35 protein-coding genes are annotated in these 23,661 nt (G+C 41.6%); 22 read left to right on the top strand and 13 right to left on the bottom strand.

Features of this window, described 5'->3' with window-relative positions:
• Positions 1–2: 2 nt before the first annotated feature.
• Positions 3–374 (top strand): hypothetical protein, encoded by a 372-nt coding sequence (locus tag PGR14_RS09035; RefSeq protein ID WP_005333400.1) that lies wholly within the window; start codon positions 3–5, stop codon positions 372–374.
• A 150-nt stretch (positions 375–524) separates the two neighbouring features.
• Here PGR14_RS09035 and PGR14_RS09030 read toward each other — a convergent pair whose 3' ends face one another.
• Positions 525–854 (bottom strand): helix-turn-helix transcriptional regulator, encoded by a 330-nt coding sequence (locus PGR14_RS09030; protein WP_117470429.1) that lies wholly within the window; start codon positions 852–854, stop codon positions 525–527.
• Between the two features lie 413 nt (positions 855–1,267).
• Between PGR14_RS09030 and PGR14_RS09025 the strand changes: the two genes are divergently transcribed.
• Positions 1,268–1,708 (top strand): sigma factor-like helix-turn-helix DNA-binding protein, encoded by a 441-nt coding sequence (locus PGR14_RS09025; protein ID WP_023921559.1) that lies wholly within the window; start codon positions 1,268–1,270, stop codon positions 1,706–1,708.
• Positions 1,708–1,896 carry a helix-turn-helix domain-containing protein gene (locus tag PGR14_RS09020; RefSeq protein WP_117470428.1) on the top strand — a complete coding sequence of 63 codons (189 nt, stop codon included), beginning with the start codon at positions 1,708–1,710 and terminating at the stop codon, positions 1,894–1,896. The genes PGR14_RS09025 and PGR14_RS09020 overlap by 1 nt, the downstream gene beginning before the upstream one ends.
• Before the next feature lie 71 nt (positions 1,897–1,967).
• Here PGR14_RS09020 and PGR14_RS09015 read toward each other — a convergent pair whose 3' ends face one another.
• Positions 1,968–2,318 (bottom strand): winged helix-turn-helix transcriptional regulator, encoded by a 351-nt coding sequence (locus PGR14_RS09015; RefSeq protein WP_330414900.1) that lies wholly within the window; start codon positions 2,316–2,318, stop codon positions 1,968–1,970.
• 142 nt (positions 2,319–2,460) lie between these two features.
• Here PGR14_RS09015 and PGR14_RS09010 point away from each other — a divergent pair, with 142 nt between their 5' ends.
• From PGR14_RS09010 to PGR14_RS08985, 6 genes are all read left to right on the top strand, one after another.
• Entirely contained in the window at positions 2,461–2,979 is a 519-nt protein-coding gene (locus tag PGR14_RS09010; protein ID WP_117470426.1) for a nitroreductase family protein, read from the top strand.
• A 239-nt stretch (positions 2,980–3,218) separates the two neighbouring features.
• Positions 3,219–3,872 (top strand): recombinase family protein, encoded by a 654-nt coding sequence (locus PGR14_RS09005; protein ID WP_117537011.1) that lies wholly within the window; start codon positions 3,219–3,221, stop codon positions 3,870–3,872.
• Between the two features lie 52 nt (positions 3,873–3,924).
• A complete protein-coding gene (locus PGR14_RS09000; RefSeq protein WP_117470424.1) occupies positions 3,925–4,146 on the top strand; it encodes a DUF5348 domain-containing protein in 222 nt (73 codons plus the stop codon).
• A 9-nt stretch (positions 4,147–4,155) separates the two neighbouring features.
• Positions 4,156–4,512: a hypothetical protein gene (locus PGR14_RS08995; RefSeq protein ID WP_117470423.1), complete on the top strand. Its 357-nt coding sequence runs from the start codon at positions 4,156–4,158 to the stop codon at positions 4,510–4,512.
• A gap of 2 nt (positions 4,513–4,514) precedes the next feature.
• Positions 4,515–4,772: a type II toxin-antitoxin system HicA family toxin gene (locus tag PGR14_RS08990; RefSeq protein ID WP_005333422.1), complete on the top strand. Its 258-nt coding sequence runs from the start codon at positions 4,515–4,517 to the stop codon at positions 4,770–4,772.
• Positions 4,756–5,118: a type II toxin-antitoxin system HicB family antitoxin gene (locus PGR14_RS08985; RefSeq protein ID WP_005333424.1), complete on the top strand. Its 363-nt coding sequence runs from the start codon at positions 4,756–4,758 to the stop codon at positions 5,116–5,118. Before PGR14_RS08990 ends, PGR14_RS08985 begins: the two co-directional genes overlap by 17 nt.
• A 60-nt stretch (positions 5,119–5,178) precedes the next feature.
• On the opposite strand, the gene PGR14_RS08980 is transcribed toward PGR14_RS08985, so the two are convergent.
• The 4 genes from PGR14_RS08980 to ligA form a co-directional block, all read right to left on the bottom strand.
• Positions 5,179–6,543, bottom strand: coding sequence for an ATP-binding protein (locus tag PGR14_RS08980; RefSeq protein ID WP_008373962.1), 1,365 nt, complete (start codon positions 6,541–6,543; stop codon positions 5,179–5,181).
• Between the two features lie 89 nt (positions 6,544–6,632).
• Positions 6,633–7,106, bottom strand: coding sequence for an LPD11 domain-containing protein (locus PGR14_RS08975; RefSeq protein WP_005333427.1), 474 nt, complete (start codon positions 7,104–7,106; stop codon positions 6,633–6,635).
• Between the two features lie 21 nt (positions 7,107–7,127).
• Positions 7,128–7,631 (bottom strand): NADAR family protein, encoded by a 504-nt coding sequence (locus PGR14_RS08970; protein WP_023921566.1) that lies wholly within the window; start codon positions 7,629–7,631, stop codon positions 7,128–7,130.
• Positions 7,632–7,708: 77 nt separating this feature from the next.
• Positions 7,709–9,703 carry an NAD-dependent DNA ligase LigA gene (ligA, locus tag PGR14_RS08965; RefSeq protein WP_040015507.1) on the bottom strand — a complete coding sequence of 665 codons (1,995 nt, stop codon included), beginning with the start codon at positions 9,701–9,703 and terminating at the stop codon, positions 7,709–7,711.
• Positions 9,704–9,980: 277 nt separating this feature from the next.
• Here ligA and PGR14_RS08960 point away from each other — a divergent pair, with 277 nt between their 5' ends.
• The 13 genes from PGR14_RS08960 to PGR14_RS08900 all read left to right on the top strand — a co-directional run bounded on the left by PGR14_RS08960 (position 9,981) and on the right by PGR14_RS08900 (position 20,196).
• A complete protein-coding gene (locus PGR14_RS08960; protein WP_005333435.1) occupies positions 9,981–10,235 on the top strand; it encodes a hypothetical protein in 255 nt (84 codons plus the stop codon).
• A gap of 73 nt (positions 10,236–10,308) precedes the next feature.
• Positions 10,309–11,034: a M15 family metallopeptidase gene (locus tag PGR14_RS08955; protein ID WP_008373954.1), complete on the top strand. Its 726-nt coding sequence runs from the start codon at positions 10,309–10,311 to the stop codon at positions 11,032–11,034.
• Positions 11,035–11,137: 103 nt separating this feature from the next.
• The gene (locus PGR14_RS08950; RefSeq protein WP_117470420.1) at positions 11,138–11,653 is read left to right on the top strand and encodes an RNA polymerase sigma factor; all 516 of its coding nucleotides are present in this window, start codon (positions 11,138–11,140) and stop codon (positions 11,651–11,653) included.
• Positions 11,650–12,414, top strand: a complete 765-nt coding sequence (locus PGR14_RS08945) for a hypothetical protein (RefSeq protein WP_117470419.1) — start codon at positions 11,650–11,652, stop codon at positions 12,412–12,414. The genes PGR14_RS08950 and PGR14_RS08945 overlap by 4 nt, the downstream gene beginning before the upstream one ends.
• Positions 12,398–13,288, top strand: a complete 891-nt coding sequence (locus PGR14_RS08940; RefSeq protein ID WP_008373946.1) for an ABC transporter ATP-binding protein — start codon at positions 12,398–12,400, stop codon at positions 13,286–13,288. Before PGR14_RS08945 ends, PGR14_RS08940 begins: the two co-directional genes overlap by 17 nt.
• Positions 13,272–14,477, top strand: coding sequence for an ABC transporter permease (locus tag PGR14_RS08935; protein WP_117537007.1), 1,206 nt, complete (start codon positions 13,272–13,274; stop codon positions 14,475–14,477). The genes PGR14_RS08940 and PGR14_RS08935 overlap by 17 nt, the downstream gene beginning before the upstream one ends.
• A gap of 229 nt (positions 14,478–14,706) precedes the next feature.
• Positions 14,707–15,108 (top strand): winged helix-turn-helix domain-containing protein, encoded by a 402-nt coding sequence (locus tag PGR14_RS08930; RefSeq protein WP_008373942.1) that lies wholly within the window; start codon positions 14,707–14,709, stop codon positions 15,106–15,108.
• 94 nt (positions 15,109–15,202) lie between these two features.
• Positions 15,203–15,877 (top strand): response regulator transcription factor, encoded by a 675-nt coding sequence (locus PGR14_RS08925; protein ID WP_023921570.1) that lies wholly within the window; start codon positions 15,203–15,205, stop codon positions 15,875–15,877.
• Positions 15,865–17,067, top strand: coding sequence for a HAMP domain-containing sensor histidine kinase (locus PGR14_RS08920; RefSeq protein ID WP_117718929.1), 1,203 nt, complete (start codon positions 15,865–15,867; stop codon positions 17,065–17,067). The genes PGR14_RS08925 and PGR14_RS08920 overlap by 13 nt, the downstream gene beginning before the upstream one ends.
• A 70-nt stretch (positions 17,068–17,137) precedes the next feature.
• On the top strand, positions 17,138–18,202 hold the full coding sequence (locus PGR14_RS08915; protein ID WP_005333443.1) for an ABC transporter permease: 1,065 nt from the start codon (positions 17,138–17,140) through the stop codon (positions 18,200–18,202).
• Complete coding sequence (locus tag PGR14_RS08910; protein WP_022415113.1) at positions 18,199–18,855, top strand: hypothetical protein; 657 nt, start codon at positions 18,199–18,201, stop codon at positions 18,853–18,855. Before PGR14_RS08915 ends, PGR14_RS08910 begins: the two co-directional genes overlap by 4 nt.
• A 4-nt stretch (positions 18,856–18,859) precedes the next feature.
• The gene (locus tag PGR14_RS08905) at positions 18,860–19,732 is read left to right on the top strand and encodes an ABC transporter ATP-binding protein (RefSeq protein WP_270223282.1); all 873 of its coding nucleotides are present in this window, start codon (positions 18,860–18,862) and stop codon (positions 19,730–19,732) included.
• Positions 19,733–19,794: 62 nt separating this feature from the next.
• A complete protein-coding gene (locus tag PGR14_RS08900) occupies positions 19,795–20,196 on the top strand; it encodes a winged helix-turn-helix domain-containing protein (protein ID WP_005333454.1) in 402 nt (133 codons plus the stop codon).
• A gap of 32 nt (positions 20,197–20,228) precedes the next feature.
• Here the strand turns inward: PGR14_RS08900 and PGR14_RS08895 are convergent, their stop codons facing one another.
• From PGR14_RS08895 to PGR14_RS08865, 7 genes are all read right to left on the bottom strand, one after another.
• Positions 20,229–20,513: a hypothetical protein gene (locus PGR14_RS08895; protein ID WP_005333456.1), complete on the bottom strand. Its 285-nt coding sequence runs from the start codon at positions 20,511–20,513 to the stop codon at positions 20,229–20,231.
• A gap of 55 nt (positions 20,514–20,568) precedes the next feature.
• Positions 20,569–21,177 (bottom strand): hypothetical protein, encoded by a 609-nt coding sequence (locus tag PGR14_RS08890; protein WP_005333458.1) that lies wholly within the window; start codon positions 21,175–21,177, stop codon positions 20,569–20,571.
• Complete coding sequence (locus PGR14_RS08885) at positions 21,177–21,554, bottom strand: hypothetical protein (protein WP_119246873.1); 378 nt, start codon at positions 21,552–21,554, stop codon at positions 21,177–21,179. Before PGR14_RS08885 ends, PGR14_RS08890 begins: the two co-directional genes overlap by 1 nt.
• Entirely contained in the window at positions 21,535–22,113 is a 579-nt protein-coding gene (locus tag PGR14_RS08880; RefSeq protein ID WP_109215045.1) for a hypothetical protein, read from the bottom strand. The genes PGR14_RS08885 and PGR14_RS08880 overlap by 20 nt, the downstream gene beginning before the upstream one ends.
• A gap of 5 nt (positions 22,114–22,118) precedes the next feature.
• Entirely contained in the window at positions 22,119–22,367 is a 249-nt protein-coding gene (locus tag PGR14_RS08875) for a hypothetical protein (protein ID WP_109215040.1), read from the bottom strand.
• 19 nt (positions 22,368–22,386) lie between these two features.
• The gene (locus PGR14_RS08870; RefSeq protein ID WP_109215039.1) at positions 22,387–22,905 is read right to left on the bottom strand and encodes an AbrB/MazE/SpoVT family DNA-binding domain-containing protein; all 519 of its coding nucleotides are present in this window, start codon (positions 22,903–22,905) and stop codon (positions 22,387–22,389) included.
• Between the two features lie 62 nt (positions 22,906–22,967).
• Positions 22,968–23,654, bottom strand: coding sequence for a hypothetical protein (locus PGR14_RS08865; RefSeq protein WP_270213228.1), 687 nt, complete (start codon positions 23,652–23,654; stop codon positions 22,968–22,970).
• Positions 23,655–23,661: the final 7 nt, after the last annotated feature.

Here is a 23,661-nt window from a genome sequence, read left to right as displayed (position 1 = left end):
TTATGGGAAAGAAAAATCCGTTTGTATTCACTATTGGTTTTGATAAGTCGGACCCAGATCATGTGTATGTGACAGAACTTCTGAATACGACAGAGAAAAAAGCAAAACTGATCGTTGCGGCAATTCTGGCATATACGGGAAGAACGGATGAGACAGGTAATGGCAGTATAAGCATGGAACCGGATATGCTCCGACCAATGATGCAGCAAATCATCCGGGAAGAAGTAAGAAAGGTATTGGAAGGGCAGGACGTTTCTAAGATAAATAGAGAAATGCCCACAGAAGTTGATTTGATGGAAGAAGAACCGCTGCGGATGGATCAGACTATGAGACAGAATGTAGTGGATGCTATCAGTGCATTTCGCAGGGCATAAAAAAGCAGGAGAGATACACATGCTTATGGCAGTGTACTCTCCTGTTCTTTGTATCAGAATGGGAATAGACAGAAAACTCACAGACTATTCGCAGATTACTCACAGATTGTCTTTGTATAATGTGTAGATGATGAAGGATACGGGAGAGCCTTAACTTAGGTTCTTGAATCCATCCAGAAGTCCACGCAGTGTAGAAAGGGCAAGCTGTTTCTGCTCCTCCGGGCAGGAATTTAGTTCTACCATGATTTGCTGCATGGTAGAATCCGGGTTCGTTTTCTGGTTAGAAAATATAGCATCTATGGAAATATGTAAGTAAGTTGCCAGGGCATAAAGTGTTTCCAACTGTGGATTGCCAATATAGTTTTCAATATCAGAGACAGTCCGTAAAGAAATCTTTGCCTGTTCCGCAAGGCTGTTTTGCGAAAGATTGCGGCGGAGACGTTCTTCCCTGACTGCATCTCCCAATAATTTTTTCACCATCTATATCACCTCACTTAATGCATATATTTTATCGTAGATTAACACTATACGAAATGCGTTAAAGTGCGTTATGATAAGCAGGATAACACATGCACAAATAGAGAAACATGGAAGTAAGTACGACAGATATGAATGGACAGCATAAGATAAAAGCCAAAGAGGAACTGAATCTGTTAAAAAAATCTTATCCATACAATGTGTCGGAGAGAAGTTAGAATATGCAGTATATGAGATACTATCATCGCATATCCTACATAATTACATAGAAAGAGAAGTATCGGCTGGACTACGAATAGAGTGGTCCAGCCTTTCTTTTTTTCGAAAAAATGAAGGCAGTGTCACGTTTTGTTGCCGCTCACCGCCATCCTCGGAATTTTTTGGAACGTGATAAAAAATTTCGGAGGATAAAACAAATGAACAAAAAAACATATACAGGATCAAAGATACAAAATCACTTTACAGCATATCTGATACAGTTTGTCCGTGGAAAACGACATGATTATCTGGAGAAGAAAATCCAGATGGCTGATGCAGAAGAACTGTTGGAGGATATTGGACAGATGGAGGCAAGAATTGTAATCGAAGAATTGCTGGAGAACCAAACGAGGGAGCAGCTTTTATTGCAGGAGGCACAGGGGAAATATCCAGAATGGAATAAGATGTCAGATGAAAGACTGATGAAAGCGCTTCATACGCTGCGGGATGAAGAACGGAAGCTGATTTACCAGCATGTGTTTGAAGAACGTACTTTTGAGGAAATGAGCAGGCTAAACGGGTTATCAGAGGAGCGATGCAAGGGTATTTATTATTATGCAATCCGGAAGATCCGCAAGGTGATGGGAGGAGAAAACTAATGAATTTTGAACGATTACTTTTACAGGCAAAAGAAGGAAATGCAGATGCGGTACTGGAGATTTTAGAGATATATAAGCCGCTTTTAATTAAGAATGCGATTGTGAATGGCAGATTTGATGAAGATCTGTATCAGGAACTGGTAAGTACATTGCTTCAGTGTATCCAGAGATTCCAAATATTGGAATAGAATGGATAAGCCCGGCGGGAAACTGCCGGGCGGATAATATATTGAAACCGTGAGAAAAGAAGGGTGATTCTTTAGTTGCCTGAACAACAAGGAGTCTGTACGTCCAGTCCATCCAGATAACCCTTTCCCCAATCACACATCGACTCCAAAACAGGAATAATACTTTCGCCAAAAGCAGTTAAGGAGTAAAGAGTTCTCGGTGGCTTTTCTGGAATGACCTCTCTGCGAAGCATCCCAGAGTTTTCCAGATCCCGAAGCTGCTGAGAAAGCATTTTCGGGGTTGCACTGGGAATCAGCCGCTGTAATTCCATATAATGCAGTGGGTGGTTAATGAGATGCCAGAGAATTAAAGGCTTGTATTTTCCGCCAATCAGGGAAAGCGTTGCTTCCACAGGGCAGTTAAAGGATGTGGTCTGTTTCATGATCATGTCTCCCTTCAGGTAGTATCATTTTGGAAAGTATCTTTCCGGAAAGTGCAGTCTTGCAGGACAATCCAATCGTGATACAATCAAATTGTTGATCGATATATCGTAATCATAAAAGAAAAAGGAAGGATTGACAACCATGGATTTTATTGAAATTGCAAAAAAGAGATATTCTGTCCGGAGCTATATGGAACAGAAAGTAGAACCAGAGAAATTAGAGAAAATTATTGAGGCGGCACATGTGGCACCAACAGCAGCAAATCAGCAGCCGGTTCATTTGCTTGTAGTGCAGAGTGAGGAAGGTCTTGCAAAAATCGGAGAAGGAGCGAATATTTACGGAGCACCATTGGCAATTATCGTTTGTGCCGATCATAACAGGGCATGGACAAGACCATTCGATAAAAAGCAGACAGGAGATATTGATGCTGCTATACTGACAGATCACATGATGCTTCAGGCAACAGAACTGGGATTAGGTAGTGTTTGGGTTTGCTATTTTAAACCGGATGTAATCAAAAAGAAATTTCATCTGCCGGAAAATTTGGAACCAATCAATATTTTGGTAATCGGATATTCGGATGAGACTGGAGCTGATCCGGAAAGACACGGCCAGAGTCGGATTTCAGTGGAAGAACTGGTTTCCATGGAAACATTGTAAAGATATATTTTATACATCACTCTCAGGGGAGTAACATCCTCTGGGAGTTTTTTGTCATATTTGTTGCACTTTTCGGCTCTGGTACGTACAGAAATAGAAAAGAAACATATCCCAAAATGTACACATTTTAGAAGTACGTTCCGGAAAGGGGGATTATATCTCAAAAAGGTTACACACACAGTTTTGAGATATGCCAACAAAAGTGTGGATATTTTGGGACAGGGAAAGGAGAAATGTGGATGCAGATATATGGATATCACCGCACCAGTACAAAGGAGCAGCATCTTGATCGTGGCATACAGGAAATTGAGCGGTACTGTAACGAGCATGAGATGGCACTTACGAATATTTTTACGGATCAGGAGACAGGGAAGAATTTTAATCGTCCGAGATATACCGTTTTAGTGGAGGATGTCCTGCGGCCGGGAGATATTTTGATTATCACAGAATTAGACAGGCTGGGAAGAAATAAGCGGGATACGATGCAACAGATTCAACGGTTAAAAGAAATGGGAGTGCGGCTCATGGTTTTGGAACTTCCGACTACGCTCATGGATTTATCTGTGATGGACAACGCTATGGCAAGGATGATGCTGGAAACAATCAATAACATGATGTTGGAACTTTATGCTTCTATGGCGCAGGCAGAGCTGGAGAAAAAGGAGAAGCGACAGCGGGAAGGGATAGAAGCGAAGAAATTGCGGGGCGAATGGGATGATTATGGAAGACCATGCGTGATGAAGCAGGAAACCTTTGACGAGAACTTCCAGAGCGTTATTTCCGGAAAAATGACACCGACACAGCTTCGGAAGAGTCTGGGAATGACACACTCTACCTTTTACCGGTATCGTAAAACTTTTTATGAAAAATATCCGGAACTTTCCAATACCTAGAATGAAAGCCATATTACTTATATAGAACAAAGAATTTCAGGAGGAAAGCAATATGAGTGAAAAAAGAATAGGTACTTTGATTTATGATCCGTCTATGGGAAGATATGATATCCGGTTTGGTATTGAATCCTATTATGGGGGACTGCATTGTGGAGAATGCTTTGATGTGGAGGTAAGGGATGTATGGATTCCGGTTCGGATTGAAATGGACGAGGACTGGTATCTTGTGGGACTTCCGAAGACACGCCTCGGCGGGCTGACTGTTCGGATGTAGAGGAGATAGATGATGGAAGCCAAAAAGAAATATGTAAAGCCCGCCTTCCGATTTGTGACAGATCTGAGGAGTATTCTGGAATGTCTGTATGAAGTATATGGAACGGATGGGGAGCTGCTGCTTAAAGGAGAAAAGCTGTCAGATACAGTAATCTGCCCGTTTATCCGCATGGTTCAAAAGAAATGCAGTGTGGTGGATGCGGAAATCCTGCATTTGATGCTCTGGAAGATATATATGGTAAGTGCGAGGAAAGAAGCATTTGTAGCGGATGCTAAGAAAGAGCTGCAGCCTTATTTGACCAAGAAAGATGAAAAACAGATTGACACCATATATGACACCACATATACTATAGATAGGAGGCATTAAAGATGTCGAAATGGGATAAACTATTGACAAGAATTTGCTCATTATCGAAAGACCTTCGTTTTGATGAATTAAGAAAAGTATTAGAAAGTTATGGATATGAGATAAATGCTCCGAGAAGTGGGAGCAGCCATTATACATTCCGTAAAGCGGGATGCCAGCCGATAACAATACCGAAACACGAACCAATCAAGAAAATTTATGTTGAAATGGTAAAGCAGATTGTAGAAAGTGAGGCGAAAAACGATGAAGACACTGAATGATTATTTGGCAATGTCCTATCGCATGGAAATTGTGGAAGATAAGGATGAAGGTGGATTTGTGGTTTCTTATCCGGAACTGCCGGGATGCATCACCTGTGGAGAGACGATAGAAAGGGCAGTTGAAAATGCAGCGGATGCAAAAAAAGCATGGTTAGAAGCTGCACTGGAAGAAGGGATTGAGATTCACGAACCGGGAAGCCTGGAAGAGTATTCGGGACAGTTTAAAATAAGGATGCCACGCAGCTTACACCGGGATCTGGCGGAACACTCAAAAAAAGAAGGCATCAGTATGAATCAATACTGTATATATCTTCTTTCAAAGAATGATGCGCTGTTAGTAAAATAAATATACAAGAATATAGATGAAAAGAGCCGTCCGGATGGGCGGCTCGAAGTCTTTTATAGATTAAAAATGATATTGTTCTAGCAGATAGATAGGAAGTGTTTGTACATTCCCAGCGGTTCCGCCTTTGGTATCACCTTTCAGATATAGTAGTTTATTGGCCTTCCCCTGTTCCAATGCCTTCAAGGCAGTAGATGCAGTTCCCTTACCGGCTTTAACTTCAATCAGATAGCGGATGTGAGTTTTCAATGTCTGAGCTACAAAATCAATTTCACCACCTTTATAAGTAGCAAAAGCCGGTGTCTCAAAGATAATTTCTTCCGGGAATTCCTGGCGTTTGGACAAGTTAATGTAAACATAGTTTTCGTTCAATGAGCCATCCATAGTTGATACAGTAGCACCAGTTCTGGAGAGATAATAATATGCAACTCCAAGATCCATGAAGAAGCAGCGGCTTCCCGGTTTGAAATTCAGGATGTCCAGTTCTGTGATTTTGCCACAGAAACCGATGATTCCAGAATGATAAAGCCAGTTGATAGCACGATAGCAGGTTGCTTTAGAAAGATTACTGGAGTAATTCTTTGTAACGAGCTTTTGCAGTTCTTCACTTATACTGTCCTCATCTAATCCTTTCTTTTCACGAAGCAGAATACGGCAGATGCTTAAAAAGATGTTGGTAAAAACACTAATATCTGTGATGTCATCAAAGTACCGCATAGATTCGTTTAAGAAAATGCGGATGATTCTAACAAGCTCTTTTTGAGCTGCTTCCACGTCTTTTGTGTTAAGGTATGTTTCCACAACCTTTGGATAGCCGCCAATCTGTCTATAGATGTCGTAAACATTCTTTAATTCGTCATATAGTTCCGGTACGGTGTCATCTGCATGATCCAGTGGAAGTGATAGATATTTCTGAAAAAGCTGGTCATCCAATGCTTCCAAAAACTCTTTAAAGGAAAGGGTATAAATACGGATACTGGTAATATCTCCACTGGAGAATTTGAATTCCGGTTCCAGTACACGTCCCAGATAACTTCCAGTTACAATGAAATGCGCTTGAAAATAGCGGGTAAATTCTCGGATACGGTTGAATATCTCTGAGGATTCCTGAATTTCATCAATAATGATGACTGTATCGTTGGTATCTTCAAAATCCGGATCGAAGAGTTTAAAAGCATCGTGAAGCGGCTGCTCCGGTCGTTTTGTACCGGGAGTCCAGTCTGTGGCTTTTTTGTAACATTCCATAAATTGTTTGCCGGACAAATCAAACAGGTTAATGTAGATCTTGTGCCTGAAGTTCTCATCCGCAAATTTATTGATAATATATGTTTTTCCGACCTGTCTGGCACCATTCACTTCCAAGGTGCTGTGGACGGTATCGTTTTTCCAATCCAGAAGCTGATCGTAAACTTTTCTTTTCAGATACATGGGAAATGCTCCTTTCTTTCAACTGTTCCTATTATATCAAAATATGAATGGATAATATAGAGGGTAATTTCTGATAAATGATGAATTGTCTAGTCTGAGCAGTTCTTCACGGGTATTCCGGTTTCTGTCATTACTTTTTCGTACTGAAGAAGCTGTTCCCAGGTCAGCCATTCCGGTTTCTGATCTGTGGGAAAACCATTCCATAATTCTTTCATACGGGCAATATGGTTTTGAACGCTATGATTGCATAGGATAGACGGACTGCGATTTCCGTAGCCCAGATAGTATTCACAGTCAGACTGTAATTTACTTAACATCCGGTACTCGAATTCATAGGAACTTCTTTGATACGGAGCCGGATGAAATGTGTACTCCTGCTGTATGGGATGGGAAGGTTCTCCATCAATATGGTTAAAAGATAAAGAATAAAGATTCGGTTCAGGCTCTTTGCCAAGGTCAATATCCTTCCACAACTTTCCGAATTGGTCCTTATATACCGGACAGGAAAAATCATCCATGCCAGTATACTCAAGCACTAATTTTGTTTTTGCATTTTCATTCATTCTATTAGACCATCCTTTCCTTTATTGCAGACATTGAGGTATATTATTGGGCGCTGTTTCTGCATTCCACTGCAGCTTCGCACGTACATCCATCAGGATGATTCCTAACTGGTTTTCTCCGCAGTTATTGACTTTGCCCCAGAAATAGTCACCCCAGTTGTTTCCTTCAATAAGTGTGGACTCTCCGGTTGCAAGAAGTTTATCCCGGAGTTCCGGGTTCTGCATGAATTTGCACATGCAGATTTCATACATGAGCCGGACTTTCACTTTTTCCCAGTCCGGGCGTAATGTAAGATCTCTGCCGAGTTTCTTTGCATCAGAAGGATTATGCATCCGAAAAATACAGAATTTGCGTTGCTCTCTCGCAGAGAGTGTTTTCTGCGCTTGAAAAGCAGCTTCATTATTTGCATAGGTTTGTCCCATGTAAGAGACCGGTGCCGGATAGAAATTGCTTAGAAAAGCATAATCTCCCCGAAATTCATTGATCTGTGTAGGTATGCGCTTGCTTGTATTTGTTTGATTCATTATAAATTCCTCCTTTGTAAAAGAGGTGCGGCCTTTCAGCCACACCTCAAAATAATTCTCATCTATTGCAGAGATGGTTATGCAATCATCTCCAAAAATTCAGCTTCTGTAAGAATTGGAATACCAAGGCTCTGGGCTTTTGCCAGTTTGCTGCCGGCTTTTTCCCCGCAGATCAGGTAATCGGTTTTCTTTGTTACAGAGCTGCCAGGTTTGGCACCAAGCTCCAGAATCTTATCGTTGATACCGTCTCTGGTAAAATGCTCCAGTTTCCCTGTTGCTACGATGGTACATCCTGTAAATTTGTTTTCTTTTGTCATAATGGTCTCTTCCTTTCTTTGTTCAAATGTGAATTCGTTCTGTAAGTTTTTCCATAAATCAAGATTTGCTTCATCTGCAAACCAGGAATGGATGTTGTGATTTAAGATTTCGCCAAAATCCTCTAACTGAGTGAAGTCGTAATCTCCGACAGCCGCCTGTTCAAATGCAGTTAAATTTCCGGAAAATACGGTGTCCAGAATCCGGCTTTTGGTTCTGCCGATCATAGGAATATCCATGGAAACCAGATAGCGGACAAAGCTGGTCCTCCGGCTGGCGTTGATGGATTCCCACAAGCGGTCGAAAGATTTCTCACCATATCCGTCCAGTGCCACAATATCTTCCCGGTGTTCCTCCAGATGATAGATGTCCTGAAAAGAGTGCAGATAGCCGAGATTCAGGAATTTTTCTAAAGTGGCTTCTGACAGTCCTTCGATGTTCATTGCCTTCTTGCTGGCAAAATGGACAAACCTTCTTGTGATCTGGCTGTCGCACTGCGGATTATCACAATGCAGAGTTTCTACGGTGCGACCGTCGCTGGTCTTACGGCTGTAGGTTCTGGTTTTGGAACCACAGCAAGGGCAGACCGGAGGCGTGATGTCGGTATACCTTCCACGATCCAGATTATCCTCTATATGTGGGATGATCATGTTTCGTTTGGAAACAAGAATCCGGCATCCGGGTACAAGCTCCAGATTTTTGATAAAGGTCAGATTATGAAGGGAAGCTCTGGAAACATCACAGCCGTCAATCTCCACGGTATCGAAGATGCCGACCGGAGCAATCTCTCCGAATCTGGTCGGTGTCCATTCAATTTCACGCAAGAAAGTTTCGTAGGTATCATCCTCAAACTTATAGGCGAGGCCGTCCTTATAGTGGTGTCCGGTTTTTCCGCAGCTTTTGGAGTAGCTGAGACTGTCAAAAATCATGACAATGCCATCGATAGGAAGATGTAAATTTGCTGCTGTGGATACCAATTCCTGAATGAATTTCTCCGCATATTCTTTTGAAAGTCCGGTTCCTGAAATTGAGAAAAACGGGCAGTAACCAAAGCCCAGGTGTGTTAAACCTTCTAATTTGCAGGCTCTGCTGTCCGGGAAGGGAACATCCTCCATTCCTTCTAATACATTGAACGGAAGAAAGCGAACACAACGTCCGATACAGTTCTTCGGATCAAGACTTCGTACTGATCCGGAAGCAAAATTACGTCCGTTTTTATAAGGTTTTCCATTTCCATCACGCAGAGTATCTTTCAGACGTTCAAAATCATTGGTTGGTATAAAAGACTCACCGGTAATGACCAGACGTTCTTTGTGTGGAATGGTAAGCGGTACATTTAAAAATGCCGGGATATTGTGTGTAATATCTTCCCCCACTTCACCATCTCCACGGGTAGAAGCCTGAATCAGTCTGCCATCTTCGTAAATGAGTTTGGTAGTCAAACCGTCCAGTTTCAGCATAAAGAGAACTTCCTGTCCTTTCATGAAATCTAAAAGCTCTGAAATCAGTTTTGTTTTCTCAAGCGAGAGCAGTGGAATCGGATGGGTGACTTTGGCAAGTTCACTGACCGGATAATATCCAACCGTCTGTGTCGGAGAATTTGACAGGATGAAACCAGTCTGTTCCTCCAGTTCCTTCAGTTCGTCAAAGAGTCGGTCATACTCGGCATCAGATACCAGAGGGGCATCCTGATTGTAGTAGGCATGACGGTATTCATTGAGTTGTTTTACAAGATTCTTAATTCTTTTGACTGACATAGAGTCTCCTTTCTTTTGTGGCGTGCCAGTTCCGGAATCATTTGTTTCCGTAATCCTCCTTTCCCTGCGTTCAGGCATAAAAAAAGAGAATGACGCTTATGTTCATTCTCAAAATAGATGCAGTTTCCTGCAAAATAAAAAAAGCCAGAAGTCCCTGCTGCTTGTTGGGCATAGGAAAACTCCTGACTACGTTTCAAACCTAAACTGCGTGTGATAAATCCTTTCCAGATTGACACAAATAATTGATATAAGAACAGTATAACACTAGATGTAGTATATGTCAAATGAAATAGATTCCTCAATGAAGCTTTTGCCTTATGTTGATGACAAATTTGTCGGCTACAGGAATAAAAGCGTTCAGGATTTCAGATTTGCCCTAAGCGAAGGAATTCGTAGCCAGGTATTTTTTGCCACTTTCGTGGAGAAAGTCGAAAACCAGATAAAATCAATCTCTGTCATAAATGCCTCTAAACTGTTTTTACATCGTAGTGGTTATGCAAGTTCTAAATTTAAAAATAATTTTCACGAATAACTAACTTTTCTATATGCTGAATTGTCATAAAATATAGATTATTAAATTTGAAAGCAGATTGAAGGTGATAAACATGAGAAGTTATAAACGGTATACCAGGCGAAAGAGACTTTTGAAGCAAATCGCTGTGGTTGCTTTAGTGTTTATATTGGGATTTGTGCTTTTGCGGGCTGTTTCGTATATGGCGATTCAGGGTGAAATTCCGATGATTAACAGTTTCAATCTATTTAGAAGGGAAGCTGATACTTCTTTTGGATGGAACTTGATTCTTGTAAATGACGATTATTGTGTTCCCCGTAATTATGAGGTAGAACTCACAGAATTATCAAACGGAGAAAAAGTGGATTCGAGAATCTATCCTCAGCTTCAGCAGATGTTTGATGATGCCAGAGCTGAGGGACTTGAATTATTTGTAAGGGAAGGGTACAGGACAACTCAGGATCAGAAAGATATTATGAATGAGAGAATTCAGCAGTATCAGGATGAAGGCTATTCACGTGGGGAGGCAAAAAAACTTGCGAAAGAATATGTTGCCGAACCTGGAACAAGTGAGCATGAACTTGGGATAGCCGTTGATATCAATGCGGATACGTCCAAGTGTTCTTCGGATGCTGTTTATACATGGCTTGCCAATAATGCATATAAATATGGTTTTATTAAAAGGTATCCTGATAATAAGATAGAAATTACAGGAGTGAACAATGAACCCTGGCATTATAGGTATGTAGGGGTGGATGCTGCCCTGGAAATGCAGAAAAAAGGATTGTGTCTGGAGGAGTATATCGAGACTCTAAAATAAAAATTAAAAAATAATTTATCTTTAACTAACTTTTTATGCTTGTTAGGTGTCTTAGTATATAGGAGGGTAAAATATAGGGGGCAAATGAGGAAGGAGGAATGAGATGACTTCTGACTTCTTATTACTACAGAAAATCAGAAACGGCAACAACCATGCAGGTAATCAGTTTGTTGAAAAATATTATTCTTTTATCTATCAATATTGCTTTCTGCACATCCACAATCAAGAATGTGCAGAAGATATGGTACAAGAAACTTTTGTGAGGTTTTTCGGAGCGCTGATGAGCGGAGCTGAAATAGGAAAGGCGAAGAGCTATCTATACAGCATAGCGGGAAATATCATTAAAAACTACTATAAAAAAAAGAAGGAAATATTATTGGATCAGTTGCCGGATATAGAAAAGGATAATCTGACAGAAATAGAAATCCGGCTTGATGTAGAACGGGCGTTGGATCTGCTTCCGGAAGAAATAAAAGAGACGGCAATCTTGTTTTTCTTTCAGGGGTTAAAACAAAAAGAAATTTCTGATTTATTACATATAAAATTATCACTTGTAAAATATCGTGTTTCGAAAGCAAAAGAATTACTGTCAAAACAGTTGGAGGAGGGAAGAGATTGAAGCAGTATCAGAGAAAAATCAAGGAGTATAAATCCTTGATACAGAAGGAATATATACAGGAAACGGCAGTTTGCACAGTAATGGAACGGTGTTCAGACATTGTGAGCCGTCAGGATAACAGACGGGCGTCATATTTCGAATTTTTATTTGAGCAGTTCAAATTTATCAAGAAAAGATGGTGGGCCCTGCAGGGAGGAATCCTGTTTCTGCTTTGGATTCTGCTGGCGGACTCAGATGGAGGAGCAAATACAGAGCGGACACTGGGGGCTATGTCGGTGATGTTTTCTGTGATGATCGTACCTGAAATCTGGAAGAACCGGAGATTTTCTGCAGTCGAGATCGAAAAAACGGCATTCTATTCACTGCGCCAGATCTGTGCTGCAAGGACATTGCTATTTGCAGCAGTGGATCTGGTTATGATTACAGCTTTTTTCAGTATTTCAGTTTATACACTACAGATTTCGGCATACCGGATCATCATAGATTTTCTAGTGCCGCTTAATGTTTCCTGTTGTATCTGTTTCCGACTATTGTATAGCAAATGGAATGATATGGAGCATATTGCTGTTTTTCTAAGTATATCCTGCATACTGATTTGGACGCTGATTGTGTCCACAGATTCTATTTATCAGAAAATTTCGGTACCGATCTGGGTTGGCTTGCTGATCATATCGTTTGGTTATCTGATCTTTTGTGTTCACAAATCGCAATGTAACTGCGAAATAAACTGGGAGGTGAAGTCGAGTGGAACTGCAATTTAAAAATGTAACAAAAGCTTATGGAGATGTACATGCAGTAGATCACGTAACACATTCTATGGAGAAAGGTGTATATGGGTTATTGGGAGTAAACGGAGCGGGGAAAACCACTTTGATGCGGATGCTGTGTACAGCGATAAATCCGACAAGCGGAGAAATCTTGTGGAATGGAAAGGATATCTTCAGTTTGGGAGCATCTTATAGAGGGATACTCGGTTATCTGCCGCAGAATTACGGGTTTTATCCGGATCTTTCAGTGTATGACTACATGATGTATATTGCATCCATCAAAGGACTCCGTCCCATCGTGGCAAAGAAAAGGGCTTTAAAACTGCTAGAGCAAGTCGGGATGGCTGAAAAGCGAAAAAAAAAGATGCGCACTTTATCAGGGGGAATGATCCGGAGAGTCGGAATTGCTCAGGCGATGTTGAATGATCCGCGGATATTAGTATTGGATGAGCCAACCGCCGGTCTTGATCCGAATGAGAGAATCCGGTTCCGAAATCTGGTCAGTGAATTGTCGGAAGACCGCCTTGTCCTGCTGTCTACCCACATTGTGTCAGATGTCGAATACGTGGCAAATGAAATCATATTGATGAAAGAAGGAAAATTTTTCTATACAGGAACATCGGATGAGATTATTTTGTCTATGGATATGTCAGTATGGAATTGTACTGTTCCTAAAAGGGAACTGAATAATTATATGAAGAAATATCTGACTGGAAATGTAAGGACAGTTGCCGACGGAGTGGAACTAAGAGTCCTTTCAAAGACGCCGCCGGCAAGGAATGCAGTACAGGTGGAGACAACACTGGAGGATGCATTTCTTCTGTATTTTGGAGAAAAGGCAGGTGATAAAGATGATGTTCAAATATGAGTTGAAAAAGATCTTTTCTAAGCGGGTTAATCAGGTTTTGCTTGCGGCAGTGCTTGTGGTGACGATTATTTATTCCGGTATGGCAATCGGAAGTATGCGCTATGTGGATGAAGAGGGGCAAAATCACACTGGGATTGAATCGGGACGGCTTCTGGCTGAAAATATCAATCAATGGAAAGGGGAACTTACAGCGGAGAAAATTTCCGAAGTAATAAATGATTACAAGACGATATCTGCCAAATATCCGGATGAAATACCAAATACAGAATATGGAAAAACAGTACAGTCATATTATGATATTTATAGTTTTGTAATTGGCATAATGACTCCAGATTCAGAATGGAATGAAAGTGTAGTATATCAGCTTTCAGATGAACAGCTACAGAATATCTATACAATCTATCAGGACAATATGAAGAAAATAGTGGAAGAGTATGGTACTACACCTGAAAAGAGAAGTTATCTGGAAAGCGTTTATAAAAAGATAGAAATACCTTTTATGTTCGAAGCAAAAGATTCCTGGACTACGATGACAATGTACGCACAAACTTATGTACTGTTAATGGCAGTGATCATAGGTTTTTTGGTAGCTGGTATATTTTCCGGAGAGTTCCGCCCGGGAACAGAGGATGTTTTTTTTGCCACTAAATATGGAAGAACGAAGGCAATAAAAAACAAGATTTTTGCGGGAATACTTGTGTCAACGGTTACCTATTGGATCGGAGTGGGGGTATTGTCTCTTATCTCATTTGCAGTAATGGGAACAAGCGGATTTTTCACGCCGTATCAGATTGATGATCCATACAGTATTTATGTTATGACATATGGAGAATATTATTTGCTGATACTTGTGGGCGGGTATATCGTGACAATGTTTTGTGCTGCGTTGACTATGCTGGTGACAGTTAAGATGCATACACCGAATCTGGCGATTTGTATCCCGTTTTTCCTGCTTTGTATGATGCCGTTTATCGCAAGAGTATTACCGGCATTTGATGCTTTTTTCAATTTGCTGCCAACTGTATTGACTAATATTTTTAATGCAGTGAGGACGCCGATTCTTTTTCAGATTGGTTCGTTTGTATTTCGTCAGATTTCGTTATTGATGTTTCTGTACATCTTATTATTTATTGTACTGTTGCCTTTAATATATATAGGTTATAGTCGATATGGGTTAAAGAAGAAATAGTATTACGAACGTCTGATAAAGCTATTGAAACTTTCGGCTGTTACTGCAGAAATTTTATGATCCGGATAAAAAAGAGGGCTACTGATAAATTGCGTAATTGTGCCTCTTTATATAAAAGAGAAATTAAATGACATCACGTGAACTCGTTCGGGATATGTTTATAAACTATTTCCGGATATTTGAAAAAGATCAGGAAGGGTTGAAAAGCAGGTGATACCATGGGAAAGTAATGATTCTTACGTTTTCTGATTCCGAGGAAGAAATTCTGAATAAGATTAAATCGGTTCTAGTCTGTGAAAACACAGTAGAGTTTATGGATAATGTAAACATTCAAAAGTTGAGATTCCCAAGTCTGGAAATAGACCAGCTTCAGCGTTGTGTAATCAGAGAAGATAAGACAGTGGGGCTTACCCGACATGAATATGATCTGCTTCTATATCTTGCGTTATCTCCTAATCGGGTATTCACGAAAGAACAGATCTATCAGCATATCTATGAGGAAGCGGAGTCAGAAGTGAATAACCGAATTTACGGTCTGATTAAGAACTTGAGAAAGAAAATAGAAGAAAATCCGGAAACACCGCACTACATAGAAACGATACGTGGTGTTGGTTATCGCTTTCGGGCATAAAAGGAGCCGTCCGGCAATGGGCGGCTCGAAGTGTTTCTCTTGTTGTTTATTTATTGTTTTTTTCGTTGTATACTGATAAAACGAGGTGATAAAAGTGGCATATAGAATTTTGATCGTGGATGATGACATCGAATTATTAAAGATGTTAAAGAACTATTTTGAAATCAAACGATATGATGTAATGATGGCAGAAGATGGCACAGATGCTTTGGAAAAAATCCATAAGAAACCGGATATTATCTTGCTGGACATCAATATGCCTAAAATAGACGGATTAGAAGTATGCAGACGTATCCGGGGCAAAGTAACTTGTCCCATTATCTTCCTGACGGCAAAAGTGGAGGAGCAGGACAGGGTAAACGGGCTTTTATCCGGTGGGGATGACTATATACTGAAGCCGTTTAGTCTGAAAGAACTGGATGCTCGTATTATTGCACATTTGAAGCGTGAGGAGCGTCATAAAGGGAAGTCTGAATACAGATTCCACGGAGACCTCAGTATTGATTATGGAGCAAAGAGGGTTCAGATCGGTGAAAATGATTTGGAGCTTACGAAGCTGGAATATGCAATCATTGAGTTTTTGTCCATGAATCCAGGACAGGTTTTTGACAGGGAGCGGATATACGAAAAGGTGTGTGGTTATGATGCGGAAGGTGACAGCCGTGTTGTTACGGAACTGATCCGGAGAGTGAGAAAGAAACTGGCGGAATATACGCAGACAGAATACATTGAGACAGTATGGGGGATGGGGTATCGATGGAAAAGATAAGAAATTTATCCTTGAAAAAGACAATGGTTTTATATACGATACTCAGCTTGATTGTCACTTTTTTTCTTTCTGTGTCAATTATTGAGATTGCCGGGCAGATACAGGAGGAGGTCTGGTGGAAGTACGTGGATCAGGACGAGTATTATCAGGCAATGAATGACCGCAATGAAAATTTTGAGGTAGTGGTACCGAGACCGAATCAGAGTAAAATGAGCAGAATGGACTGGCATATTTCAGAAACCTGTGATTTCCTTCAGACGTACGGAGTATTGATTTTTTCTTTTGCCGGATGTGGAATTGCGGTCAGCCTGTTTTACAAAAATAAATTAAAGAGACCGATTCAGGAACTGAAGATGGCATCACAGATGATTGCGGAGGAAGATCTGGATTTTCATATGGCTTATGAGAACGAGGACGAGATGGGGATGCTGTGCAGGGAATTTGAAAGGATGCGTGGGCAGTTGGAAGAAAATAACCGTAGACTTTGGCAGATGATCGAAGATGAGCGGGTACTGCGTGCAGCGATTGCCCATGATATCCGCTCGCCGCTTGCAATCATGCGGGGATATCAGGAAATGCTTTTGGAATTTGTTCCGGAAGATATGCTTGATCAAGAGAAAATGATGGAGATGTTAAGGGGCGGTATGCTTCAGATTGAACGGATGAACCATTTTATTGATGGTATGCGGAAGATGACGAAACTGGAAGAACGGGAATTAAACTGTTCCGTGGTGGATATCCGGCAGTTGATCAGCCAGATAAAAACGCTGGCAGAAGTCATGGAAGAAAAATCAGAAAAGGACTTCACGGTAACGGCAGTGGGAGAGTCGGAAACTCTGGTCGCAGATGCGGAAATCATCATGGAAGTAGCGGATAATCTGTTGTCCAATGCATTCCGCTATGCCAATCAGGAAGTTAGGCTGAAGCTGACAGTGACACCCCAATATCTGAAAATGAGTATCAGGGATGACGGAATTGGATTTCAGGAAAATATCGACAGGGTGACACAGGCGTTTTATCATGAGAATCCACAGGATGACTTAAAGCATTTTGGAATGGGTATGTATATCAGCCGTATCTACTGCGAACGGCATGGTGGGAAACTGCTGATAAAAAATGTAGCAGATGGCGGTGCGGAAGTTGAGGCAGTGTTTAAAAATTATGTATTAGAAGAACAACAGCAGAAATAAATGGCTGTTGTTTTTTTGTTGTGATTTGTAGGCTATGCTGTTTGTAGAAAAAAGAAAGGCGGGATGACTTATGAAAGCAATCATAAAAAGGAATCTGAAAAATTATCTTAAAAATCCGATATTCTGGATCGGTTTGATTGTTGTTTTAATCAGTATGTACCAGACACTTGCACCCTATCTGTCCATTCATTACGTGAAGTCGGATGAAACCTTCAGGAAGGTAAAAATGGCCTCCGATGGGGATGTTATGGAGGGATGTATTCCGGCAACACCGGATAAGGAGAGAGAACTGTGGGAGAAAGAGATTGTAAAGATACTTCAGGACACAGAGAATGGGTTTGGCATGTCGGAAGTAGAGGCGGAGGCAGTGATATCTGAGATGAAACAGATGAAGATTACGGAGGCGTGTCAGTATCTGAAAACGGAATACCACTTTAATGGTGCCAATTATGTGTATGAGGACGTTTCATGGTATCAGGGAAGCCCGGAGGAAGTCAACCGGTATATCAGAGAAAATCTTGAGAAACATCCATTCTCCTATTATTTCGGAAGAAAATTTACAGATTTTGCAAGCCTGCATATGGCATTCTTTGCAACGGTTCTGCTGGCGTTTTTATTTTTCCAGGATATGAGGAAAAATACTTATGAATTGCTGCACACCAAACCGATGACGGCTTTTCAATATATTGCCGGGAAAATAAGCAGTGGATTTCTCATTATGACGGCGGCACTGGTCATTATGAATATCGTATTTATCATTTTGTGTTACGCCACGGCAGTAAAATCAGGATTTGCTATGAACATACTGGATTTTGTTCAGAATTCGATCCTGTATGTCCTGCCGAACATCCTGATGATCTGCTGTGTGTATGCGGTTACAGCGCTGCTGTTTAAGAATCCGCTTCCAGCGGTTCCGGCGCTGGTTCTTTATATCATTTATTCTAATATGCTGACATGGGATAGCAAAGGACAGTGTCATGCAAGACCATTCTCTATTATGGTTCGATTTCCGGGGAATTTTTTTGAAACGGAATTGCCACATCAGGTATATCTCAATCAACTGCTTCTTGTGGCAGCATCCATACTGCTCATGTTTATAGCGGTGTGGATGTGGAAAAGGAGGAGAGTATATTGAAGAAAGAAGTAAAAATATGTATGCCATATTATAAAATTGCATATTCAATCGCTTTTGTTGTGATATTGAGTGCAATCCAGCCTGTTGTATATGCGAATGAAATCGGGCAGGCAGTAGAAAGAGCTGTTTCGCTTCTGGCAGTCGTTTTCTGTGCAGATACTTATCTGGTGGAAGTGCAGAGCAAACGCTCGGAAGTATTCTGCCTTTATAATCTAAAAAAGCAGGCAGGAGTAGTTTATAAAAGACTATTTGTGCAGGTAGCTTATCTGATTGGAATCAGTTTGTTGGCATATGGACTCTTTTATTGGCAGAAACCGGTGAATCTGACAGAAGAATTAGATGGCGGTGCCTTGTTTGGAATTTATTGTATTGCGATTCCCGGAACTGTTTTGTTTTGGAGTGTGCTTTCCGTAACTGTCAGCAATCTGGTTCGAAACAGATGGATTGGTATGGGTGTCGTGCTGCTTTTCTGGTTTTTCTCTATTTCCGGAAAGGCAACTCAGTTTTTGAAAAACTGGGGACCATTTTCCTACGGAACTTGTGATTTCGGTAAGCTGACAGAGTGGAGATGGCTTGGCGGGAAGGTGCTGTGCGTGGTATTTGCGGGGATGATGCTTGCATTTGTTCCTAAGATATTAAAGAAGAGAGGGTAAGATTATGAGTATAAGAATAGACGATTTAACAGTAACATTTAAAAATGGAGTGACAGCGGTAGATCATGTGGATCTGGAAATCTCACATGGGATATTTGGTCTGTTAGGTGAAAATGGTGCAGGAAAAACAACGTTGATGCGGGTGCTTACAACGGTGCTTGCACCCACAAGTGGAAAAGTTCTGTTAGATGGTACGCTATATTGCGAAGCAAATTACGAAAAGATACAGAAAAAGATTGGGTATCTGCCACAGGAAATTGATCTGTATCCGTCTTTGACTGTTCGAGAATGTCTGGAGTATATGGGAGATCTGGCTGGAATTGAGAAAAGAGAAAGCAAGAAAAGGATTGATTACTATCTGGAGAAGACCAGTCTTGCAGACCATCAGAAAAAGAAAATGCGGCAGCTTTCAGGTGGAATGAAGCGAAGAGTTGGATTAGTGCAGGCATTACTCCATGAGCCGGATTTTTTAATTGTGGATGAACCAACAACAGGGCTCGATCCGGAGGAACGCATCCGTATCCGTAATTTACTGGTAGATTTTGCAGAAGAACGCACCGTATTATTTTCAACGCATGTGGTGGAGGATCTGATGGCAACCTGTAATCAGCTTGCGGTTATGAAAAAAGGTAGATTCCTTTATACAGGAACAATGAGGGAATTATTGAATAAGGCAAGAGGGCATGTATGGGAATGCTGTACAGAGGACGAAAGCCTTGCAAGAGAATTAGAAAGAAAATATCATATTTCCAGTAAGCAGTATACGGAGGAAGGAATTAGATTAAGACTGTTAGGGGAGAATATGCCGTCAGAAAGTGGATGTATAGCTTGTGACGTAACTTTGGAAGATGCATATATCTATGTAACCAATCGATAAACATTGTTAATGAGGAGTGAAAGCTAAATGCTAAGAAAAGCAGGTGATGTTATGGGAAAGTGATGATTCTTACCATTTCTGATTCCGAAGAGGGAATCCTGAATAAAATTAAATCAGTTCTAGCCTGCGAAAGTACGTTAGAAGTTATGGAGATTACAAATTCTGAAAAGTTGACATTCCAAGGTTTGGAAATAGACCAGCTTCAGCGGAGCGTAATCAAAGATGGTAAGGTTGTGGAACTTACCAGACATGAATATGACCTGCTTTTTTATCTGGCCTTATCCCCCAATCGGGTATTTACAAAAGAACAGATTTACCAGCATATTTATGAGGATGTGGAGTCAGAAGTGGATAACCGTGTCTATGGGTTAGTCAAGAATCTGAGAAAGAAAATAGAAGAAAATCCGGAAGAACCGCACTACATAGAAACGATACGTGGTGTAGGCTACCGTTTTCGGGCATAAAAAGAGCCGTCCGATTGGGCGGCTCGAAGTATTTAAACAGCAGTTTTCTTCACTGCCTGTTTATAGTTACCGGTAGCATCGTAATCTCCAGAGAGGAGCAGATTCTGGCGAAATTGCTCCAGTTTGATCTTGAAGCGTTTCCCATCCTCAACAGTCGTAAGCATGGTAAGAGCTTCTAGCATTCCCTGAATATATCCGGTTAGCAGGTAATATCTGCAGGGTTCTTCCGATGGTGAGATATTGGACAGGGTTTCTTCCAGATGTTCCTGACGTTCCCTGAGCCATGCATCCCAGACATCCAGTTCCAAATCAGTCATGGTGTTCCTCCTTTAAATCTGATGATAATCGTCTTTGGTGTGGAGGGGAGAAGTTTCATGCACAAGCATTTTTCTGCTCCAGATCCAAATATGGATTTGTAAATTCAAAAATAATAAGTTCATCCGCATCGAACATGAGCTCCAACTCTTTTAGTGTAGCTGCTGGATATCCGCAATCTCTGAATCGTTCTAATACGTCTGTTTCCGTTTCAAATGGTTCACCGTCTTCCAGCTTTTCTCCGATTATTAAGCCACATGGAGTCAATAGGCTTTCTTCATATAAGCGGACACAATATCGGTCAGGGAAAAATAGGTGTGCTTCATCCGTGTTATAATAAATTCGTTCTCCAGGTTCTATGCTTTGCATCACAAAGGGAACATGATATGCAGCGGCTATCGCCTGATATGCTTCATAAAGTGGAGTCCATGCTGTCTCTAAAGAAAGTAGAATATACGTATCATTCCATTCCATGTAGCTGACATTTCCACGAAGAGATATTCCGGTGGAATCTATTTTCTTGTGGGAAAATAAATTGCCAATCCAGCATAAATCAGGATTCTGGTTCAGAATGATGTAGGTTTCCAGGTCCTCCCACAAGTCATATAGTCCTTCCGGATTTCCTTCTGTATAAAAGATCACATCATCACAGCAGATATTTGCCATTACACATCCACCTCCGTTCCAAAAGTTTCACCCATATTCTGGTTGGAAACCGTAAGGTTTACAGGGGATAAGGTGCCAGAGGCAAGCCATTGTTCGATTGCATCAATTACCTGCTCCAGCGTGTCGTTATAAGCCACATTGCAGTCTTCCAGTCGGAGAAACTGCAGGTATGCTTCATGAAGAAGGCTTGGATCATCACGCAGCGTTTCATATGGAAGGTTGCAGAGTCCGATTCTTTCCTCCAGACGTTCCATGGAGCGGCGGATGAAGTCGCAGGAAATAAATTGTTCCCGGTAGATGTTATAAGCAGCTTCAAGCTGGTCATAGGTCAAAATAAAGGAGACTTTTTCGCAAGGATTAGATGATTGTTCTTTCATGGTAAATTCCTCCATTCATATTACAATTGGCTGGTGGTACGGATTCTCTTTGTTCGGGAGTAAGATGCACCAGCAATTTCCAGCGCAGGTCGATCTCCCGGTGAATCCAGGTGTCATTTTCATAAACTTCATGTGTCAAAAGGTTATAAAGAATCGGTTCTTTTTCTATATCATCCAGATCTGCGACCAGGCAGGTTGCCTGATTCACATAGGGCCAGAGTGCCTGTTCGACCATATGGCGTAGTTCCAGTATCAGAGGATACATTTGTCCTACATCATAGGTTTTGGACATGCAGGAGCTGATTTTCTTCAGCATCCCGGAAGTTTGTATCATCTGGTTGATGACGGTACATTGTTCATCCACATCTGCATCCGGATTCAGGACCAGCCGGTGGAGCAGCACAGATTTTGCATAGGCAGAAGCGGTCAGGTTGATGTTTCTGACCAGTTCTTCATACGGCTGCTTATACTGTGTCTTCAGCACTTCCAGAGGCACATGTTCCCGGTTCTTCTTTAAGGTGGAGAGGAGCCCCGAAAGGCAGCTCTCCAGTTCTTCCATTCTTGTCAAGCACACATCGCCTCCATCTCCATCGGAACACGGGTGTAGCTGAGACGGTAAATACTGTTGCAGGTCTCAAATACCACACCGTTTTCGGATACTTCCAGAATACTCTGCACCGGACTGGTAACAAAGGTCTGGTTATAACTATAGATCCACGCCCGTTCTCCCAGATGGAGGGGCAGGGACAGGATTCCGGTGAGGACATATTCTTTCTTTTGGGTGGTGTGTAAGGTTATATTTGTATTCTTCATTGATTTCACGCTCCTTTCCTTACTTAATTTTGTTTGCAATTACGGCAGCGACCAGTTTGGCGCATCCCAATTCCATCTCGGATAAGTGCTGTCCGGTTCTGGAACAGAGAAGAAGTGCCAGCGGTTCTTTGCATTCCCTTAAAATCGGGAAAAAAGCACAAACCGGCTGACGGGCGTTGGATACCGGGTAGACAGGGCAGTTCTCAGCAAAGATATGTTCCTGGCCGCCCACAACCAATTCGGCGAGTTCTTCTGTAACGGGAGTGCCTTCCGGAAGATAGATGCCCGCAGATACGAGGATGTGATTCTCACTGCAAATTGCGATACCACAGTGGATGACACTGTAGAGGACGGAAAGATAGGAAGACATTTCCTCTTTTCCGTTTAAGTAGGCAGGGCATTTGCGTAAAAGCAGCTCCATGCCCACATTTTCCAGTTCCAGTGCATCTCCGTCTGAGAGCTTCATTTGTTTCCGGATTTCTGCAGGGATGACAATACGCCCCTGAGAGTCCATAGTCCGGATGAGTGCAATATTCATAACTAAAGTCTCCTTTCTTAAAAAGAGGAGAAGCAGCAAAGTACCGCTTCTCTTCTGAAAATTTAGGCAGCGTAAGGCGGAGCCTGTGCTGTCTGTTGCATTTGACTGTTCTGCTGGTCTGCCAGCATCCGTTTCCCGTTATTGATCAGTGATGCAGCAATCACCGTTTCCCAGTTGGAAATATAGGAATCCGTCCGCTTCAGAAGCGTGAACAGATCCATGTCGGTAAGCTGGATGGCTGTTGTCTTTTCGGACTGGAAGCTGCGTGGCTGCATGTAGGAACCACCGTTCTTAGTCTGTGCTTTGATGCCTTTCCCATTTACAATCTGGATTTTCCAGGGGCTTTTCATAGGCTGCCCTTTGGAATCATAGGGATGTCTGGAGATATAAAACATCTGGGCTGTGGAATAACCGTTCTGATCGGGATTGCCGTAGATCTTGCTCTGGCTCCATTCAAATTCCTGAAAACCGGAAGTGATCCGGGTTAAGAGGAACTGGATCTGTTCCGGTGCCAGGTTGAAACGGGTGATGATATTCCGGTCTCCGGTACCGTTGGAATAATCCTGAATGGTGATGCAGATTAAAGAATGTACTTTATGCCCGTTTTCCTGATATTCCCCTTTGGCATGTAGCTGTGCATAGTTGCCGAGTGGTGCGTAGCGGAGCCGGTCATAAAAGGCAATGAGTGCCCGGTCATTCTGGATCTTGCAGATCTGGTCGGTAATCCGGTTTTGATAAGTTTCATTCATGAGTATT

It is taken from the genome of Coprococcus sp. AF99-45, assembly GCF_027663865.1.
GTDB lineage: Bacteria > Bacillota > Clostridia > Lachnospirales > Lachnospiraceae > Allocoprococcus > Allocoprococcus comes.
This window is presented reverse-complemented; position numbering and strand designations above follow the sequence as displayed.